5 protein-coding genes are annotated in these 6282 nt (G+C 53.9%); 4 read left to right on the top strand and 1 reads right to left on the bottom strand.

What is annotated here, in order from left to right:
- The 4 genes from ACTH5D_RS16915 to eno form a co-directional block, all read left to right on the top strand.
- Nucleotides 1-1258, top strand: a 1258-nt coding sequence (locus tag ACTH5D_RS16915; protein WP_441673278.1) for an FAD-dependent oxidoreductase, incomplete at its 5' end; no start/stop codon positions are given.
- Nucleotides 1259-1523: 265 nt separating this feature from the next.
- Entirely contained in the window at nucleotides 1524-3179 is a 1656-nt protein-coding gene (locus tag ACTH5D_RS16910) for a CTP synthase (RefSeq protein ID WP_441673276.1), read from the top strand.
- 12 nt (nucleotides 3180-3191) lie between these two features.
- Nucleotides 3192-4067 (top strand): 3-deoxy-8-phosphooctulonate synthase, encoded by an 876-nt coding sequence (gene kdsA, locus ACTH5D_RS16905; RefSeq protein WP_441673274.1) that lies wholly within the window; start codon nucleotides 3192-3194, stop codon nucleotides 4065-4067.
- Between the two features lie 66 nt (nucleotides 4068-4133).
- Nucleotides 4134-5423 carry a phosphopyruvate hydratase gene (gene eno / locus ACTH5D_RS16900; RefSeq protein WP_441673272.1) on the top strand — a complete coding sequence of 430 codons (1290 nt, stop codon included), beginning with the start codon at nucleotides 4134-4136 and terminating at the stop codon, nucleotides 5421-5423.
- 530 nt (nucleotides 5424-5953) lie between these two features.
- Here eno and fdxA read toward each other — a convergent pair.
- A complete protein-coding gene (gene fdxA, locus ACTH5D_RS16895) occupies nucleotides 5954-6277 on the bottom strand; it encodes a ferredoxin FdxA (RefSeq protein WP_441673280.1) in 324 nt (107 codons plus the stop codon).
- Nucleotides 6278-6282 lie beyond the last annotated feature (5 nt).

Here is a 6282-nt window from a genome sequence, read left to right as displayed (position 1 = left end):
TAACCCGTACTGCGAGTGGAAGTGCCCGGTGCACAACTATATTCCCAACTGGCTACAGCTGGTGGTGGAAGGCAACATTATTGAAGCCGCGGAGCTATCGCATAAAACTAACTCGCTGCCTGAGGTGTGTGGGCGCGTGTGTCCGCAGGACCGCTTGTGTGAAGGCGACTGCACGCTGAATGATGGTTTTGGTGCGGTGACGATTGGTTCGGTGGAGAAGTACATCACCGATACCGCGTTCGCCATGGGCTGGCGCCCGGATATGTCTAACGTCACCTGGACCGACAAAAAAGTCGCCATTGTGGGTGCTGGCCCTGCCGGTTTGGGCTGCGCCGATATTTTGGCGCGTAACGGCGTTAAGCCGGTCGTGTTTGATAAGTATCCCGAAATTGGTGGCCTGCTGACCTTTGGTATCCCTGAGTTCAAGCTGGAAAAAAGCGTCATGGAGCGCCGTCGCTCGGTATTTGAAGAGATGGGCGTTGAGTTTCGTCTGAATACCGAAATCGGCACTGATATCGAGTTTGAAACGCTGCTGCAGGATTACGACGCAGTCTTCTTAGGCATGGGCACCTATAAGTACATGCAAGGCGGCTTCCCAGGTGAAGATCTGCCGGGGGTTTATAAAGCGCTCGATTTCTTGATTGCCAACGCTAACCGCTGCTTAGGATTCGAAAAAGATCCGAGCGACTACATCTCGATGGAAGGCAAGCGAGTGGTCGTGCTGGGTGGTGGCGATACGGCGATGGACTGTAACCGCACCTCGATTCGCCAAAACGCCGCTAGCGTTTCCTGTGCGTATCGTCGTGACGAAGGCAACATGCCAGGCTCGCGCCGGGAAGTCGCCAATGCCCGGGAAGAGGGTGTGGAGTTTCTGTTCAACCGTCAGCCGGTCGCGGTGGTCGGCGAAGAGAAGGTCGAAGGCGTGAAGGTGGTACGCACTCGCCTGGGCGAGCCAGACGAAAATGGCCGCCAGCGTCCTGAAGTAGTCCCTGGTTCTGAAGAGATCATTGCAGCGGATGCCGTGGTTATTGCCTTCGGCTTCCAGGCAAGCCCGGCGCCATGGTTCGATAGCGCCAATATTCAGGTCGACGAGCGCGACCGTGTCACCGCGCCGGAGCACGGCCAGTACGCTTTCCAAACCAGCAACGAAAAAATCTTTGCCGGTGGCGATATGGTGCGCGGCTCTGATTTGGTGGTTACGGCGATTTATGAAGGCCGCCAAGCAGCAGAAGGCATTCTGGATTACCTGGGCGTATAGCGCGCGCCTGACGCATAGAGCAGCAGTACCAGGGATAGGTCGTAGCGAGGGTCTTTTGTCATGGATGACAAAAGTAGCGCCCAGGGATGGGTTCACAGCGCCCTCGCGTAGACCTATCGCTGGGGCGTTTGCACAAGTGTGATTAAGGTGAGTAGTTTTGGCTGCTCAGTTCAAATTGAGCCTTAGGTCGTAATCTGCTAGTCTGTCGACCCATCCTGGCGTGGCTTTCTGCTGTGCCTACTGATCACGATTCGACAGGTTATCCATGACACGATATATCTTCGTGACCGGCGGCGTTGTGTCCTCTCTTGGCAAGGGCATCGCCTCCGCCTCGCTTGCGGCGATTTTAGAGGCCCGCGGCCTTAAGGTCACCATGCTCAAGCTCGACCCGTACATCAACGTGGACCCGGGTACCATGAGCCCTTTTCAGCACGGCGAGGTGTTCGTCACCGAAGATGGTGCCGAAACCGACCTTGACCTCGGGCATTACGAGCGCTTTATTCGCACCAAGATGACCCAGCGCAACAACTTTACGACCGGTCGTGTTTACGAGCACGTGCTACGTAAAGAGCGCCGTGGCGATTATCTAGGCGGCACCGTTCAGGTGATCCCACATATCACCGACGAGATTAAAGAGCGCGTTTACGCTGGCGGTGAAGGCTTTGATGTGGCGCTGGTAGAGATCGGTGGCACGGTGGGTGATATCGAATCACTGCCTTTCCTGGAATCGATTCGCCAAATTCGTAGTGAACAGGGCGCCAACCGCGCACTGTTTATGCACCTGACCCTGGTGCCCTACATTAAAACGGCGGGTGAGACCAAGACCAAACCGACCCAGCACAGCGTTAAAGAGCTGCGCTCCATCGGTATTCAGCCTGATATTCTGATTTGCCGCAGCGAAGTGGAGCTGGAAGAGAGCGAGCGTCGCAAAATCGCCCTGTTCACCAACGTTGAAGAGCGTGCGGTGGTGCCGTTGCAGGATGCTGATACGATCTATCGCATTCCGCTGATGCTCCATGAGCACGGTCTGGATGAGATCGTTTGCGATAAGCTGCGCCTTGAAGCCCCAGAAGCCGACTTATCCGAATGGGTGAAGGTACTCGATGCCAAGCTCAACCCGCTCAAGTCCGTCAGCATTGCCATGGTCGGTAAGTACATGGAGCTGCTGGATGCCTACAAGTCGCTCAACGAAGCGCTGATTCATGCCGGTATCCAAGGCCGCATTAAGGTCAACGTCGACTATATTGACTCCGAAGACATTGAGCGTCACGGCACCGAGCGTTTAGCAGGCAAAGACGCCATACTGGTGCCCGGCGGCTTTGGCGAGCGCGGTGTAGAGGGCAAAATTTTGACAGCTCAGTTTGCGCGCGAAAATAATGTGCCCTATCTAGGCATTTGCCTGGGTATGCAGGTGGCGGTTATTGAATTTGCTCGCAACGTGGCGGGGTGGAAAGACGCCAACTCTACCGAGTTCACCCACGATACCCAGCACCCGGTGGTGGGTTTGATTACTGAGTGGCTGAACCCGGAAGGCAAAATCGAGCTGCGCGATGCTGCGTCTGATTTAGGCGGCACCATGCGTTTGGGTGGCCAGATATGCCACCTGGCGTCTGGCACGAAAGCACGCGAAGCCTACGGTTCTGACGAAATTGTTGAGCGCCACCGCCATCGCTTCGAAGTGAATAATCAGTTTATTGACGAGCTTGAAAAAACAGGCTTAGTGATCTCAGGCAGAAGCGTGGATCAGTCGCTGGTTGAAGTGATTGAGCTGTCGGATCACCCTTGGTACGTTGCTTGTCAGTTCCATCCGGAGTTCACATCCACCCCGCGCGATGGCCACCCGCTATTCTCGGGTTTTGTGAACGCGGCGTTAGAGCATAAGACAGCGCGTAGCCGCGCCCATGCGAATTCGCAGGAATAAGAGGGCAAAAGCATGGCTTTTCTAGACCAACCTCAAGATCGACTGCAAGAGCGTCACATTAACGTTGCCGGCTTAACCGCCGGCAATTCGTTACCGCTGATGCTACTAGGTGGCATGAACGTGTTGGAGTCGGCCGAGCTTGCCGACGAAGTTGCCCAAGCCTACGTCACGGTGACCCAGAAACTAGGTATGCCCTATGTTTTCAAGGCCAGCTTTGATAAAGCCAATCGCAGTTCGATTCACTCCTACCGCGGCCCGGGTATCGAGAAAGGGCTGCAGATACTGGCCGATATTAAAGCACGTTATAACGTGCCCATTATCACCGACGTGCACGAGCCCTGGCAGGCAGAAGCGGCCGCTGACGTCGCGGATATTATTCAACTGCCCGCCTTTTTGGCCCGCCAAACCGATCTGGTGGTCGCCATGGCGAAAACCGGCGCGGTGATTAATATTAAAAAGCCGCAGTTTCTGGCGCCGCATGAAATGCGCCATATCCTGAGTAAATTTCAGGAAGCAGGCAATGACCAGCTGATGCTCTGCGAGCGTGGCTCAAGCTTTGGTTACAACAACCTGGTTGTTGATATGCTTGGCTTTGGCGATATGAAACAAACCGGGTACCCGGTGTTTTTTGATGTGACTCACGCGTTGCAGCGGCCCGGTGGCCGTGCCGATAGTGCGGATGGTCGTCGCGCCCAGGTAGCAGAATTAGCACGGGCAGGGGTTGCTGTCGGCCTTGCTGGGTTGTTTTTGGAGGCACACCCTGATCCTGATAACGCCAAATGCGATGGCCCCTGTGCGCTGCCGTTGGATCAGTTAGAGCCGTTCTTAACCCAGCTTGCGCAGCTAGATGCGCTGGTCAAAGGATTTGAGCCGCTAACGATTCGCTAGCAATCGCTATGCTAGGCAGAATGCCGTTTTAATCATTTTATCTGACTTACAGGAAAGGACACTGCTATGACCAAGATTGTTGCTATCAGTGCGTTGGAAGTGCTTGATTCGCGTGGTAATCCGACGGTACAGGCGCAGGTGCGTCTTGCCAGTGGCGCGGTCGGTGAAGCCTGTGCTCCCAGCGGTGCCTCCACCGGATCGCGTGAAGCGCTAGAGCTTCGCGACGGCGATAAATCCCGCTATCTGGGGAAAGGTGTGCTGAAAGCAGTTGACGCGGTCAATAGCAAAATTCGTGATGCGTCGCTGGGTATGGACGCACGCGATCAGCGCGGTTTGGACGATGCTATGCTGGCCTTAGACGGCACTGAAAATAAGGCCAATCTTGGCGCTAACGCGATTCTTGCTGTGTCGCTGGCAGCCGCTAAAGCGGCAGCTAACGCCAAGGGTGTGCCGCTTTATGCTCACATTGCAGAGCTTTATGGTCAGCCGGGCCAGTACAGCATGCCGGTGCCGATGATGAATATTATCAACGGTGGTGAGCACGCTGATAACAATGTCGATATTCAAGAGTTTATGGTGCAGCCCGTAGGTGCACCTAATTTTCGTGAAGGGCTACGCATGGGCGCGGAAATTTTCCATGCGCTGAAAAAAGTGCTCTCGGCGAAAGGGCTTTCCACAGCCGTTGGCGATGAGGGTGGTTTTGCGCCTAACCTTGCGTCTAACGCCGATGCGCTGGCTATCATTAAGCAGGCAGTGGCGGATGCTGGCTACACCTTGGGTACTGACGTTACGCTGGCGCTGGACTGTGCATCGTCTGAGTTCTATCAAGACGGTCAGTACAATCTGTCTGGCGAAGGTAAAAGCTACGACGCAGAAGGTTTTACCGACTATTTGGCCGGCCTGTGCGCCGATTATCCGATCGTTTCTATTGAAGACGGTATGGATGAATCAGACTGGGCAGGCTGGAAAGCGCTGACCGATAAGCTGGGCGATAAAGTACAGCTGGTGGGCGATGATCTGTTTGTAACCAATACCAAAATCCTCAAGCGCGGTATTGATGAAAAAATTGGCAACTCGATCCTGATCAAGTTTAACCAGATCGGCTCGCTCTCCGAGACGTTGGATGCCATCAAAATGGCGCAGGATGCGGGTTTCACTGCGGTCATTTCTCACCGTTCAGGTGAAACGGAAGATACCACTATTGCTGATTTGGCGGTGGGGACCTGCGCAGGCCAGATTAAAACGGGTTCGCTATGCCGTTCTGACCGGGTGGCTAAATATAATCGCTTGCTGGTCATCGAGGCTGAGCTTGGCGAGGTTAGCTACCCTGGCCTAAAAGCGATTAAAGGCCAATAAGGCGCTGAAATTGAGCGAAATTTTAGGGTATCTGTAAGAGATGTCTCAACATTTTGTAAGAGATATCGTACAAAATCCGACGAAAATCGCTCTGGTTAGGGTAAGAAAATACGAAATTTTCCACTAGCTAAAATTTAAGCCATTGTTTTATAAGTTATAACAATTGAAAGGCGAGTCGATATGGCTCGCCTTTTTGCGTTATGGCCATGTTGAGAAGCCGCCGCGATCTGCCACAATGCGATCAGGACAAGGGGAGGCAGGGATGCTTTAGGCAGTATGCAACAGAATGAAAGACCGGAGGCGCCTGGTAATTAGTGGAGTGATTACTGGCAAGGACGTTTTCCGTGAGGGGTGTGACCTAGGGAGTGGTCAGAGGAAGTGCTTGGAGCGGGCGGCCTACGGGTCGCCTTTTTTTTGCCTGCCATTTGGCGTTGTCAGTTTCGCGATGCCATAAAATAGCGGTGCAATAAAAAACCAACACTGTTTTGAAAAAGTGCTGGTTTTAAAACGACGCTTTTCGTTCGCTAGGTTTAGCGCTCTAGTTTCTCAAGCTTGCCTGGCTTGCCGTCCCACTCTTCGGCATCGGGTAGCGGGTCCTTTCTTTCGGCAATGTTGGGCCATACGTCTGCCAGCTCAGCGTTAATCTCAATAAAGGCCTCTTGCCCTTCAGGCAACTCATCTTCTGAGAATATCGCTTCGGCGGGGCACTCGGGCTCACATAGCGCGCAATCAATACACTCATCCGGATGAATAACCAGAAAGTTCGGGCCTTCATAGAAGCAGTCGACCGGGCAGACTTCCACACAGTCGGTGTATTTGCACTGGATGCAGTTCTCGGTAACGACAAACGTCATCTTGC

This window comes from Halomonas sp., from assembly GCF_052095695.1.
Classification (GTDB): domain Bacteria; phylum Pseudomonadota; class Gammaproteobacteria; order Pseudomonadales; family Halomonadaceae; genus Vreelandella.
Note: the sequence above shows the minus strand (reverse complement) of the source record. Positions and strands in the feature narration are given on the sequence as shown.

Excerpts from the sequence above, each read along its gene's own strand:
- ACTH5D_RS16910 (WP_441673276.1), top strand. The coding sequence starts at position 1,524 with ATGACACGATATATCTTCGTGACCGGCGGCGTTGTGTCCTCTCTTGGC.
- kdsA (WP_441673274.1), top strand. The coding sequence starts at position 3,192 with ATGGCTTTTCTAGACCAACCTCAAGATCGACTGCAAGAGCGTCACATT.
- eno (WP_441673272.1), top strand. The coding sequence starts at position 4,134 with ATGACCAAGATTGTTGCTATCAGTGCGTTGGAAGTGCTTGATTCGCGT.
- fdxA (WP_441673280.1), bottom strand. The coding sequence starts at position 6,277 with ATGACGTTTGTCGTTACCGAGAACTGCATCCAGTGCAAATACACCGAC.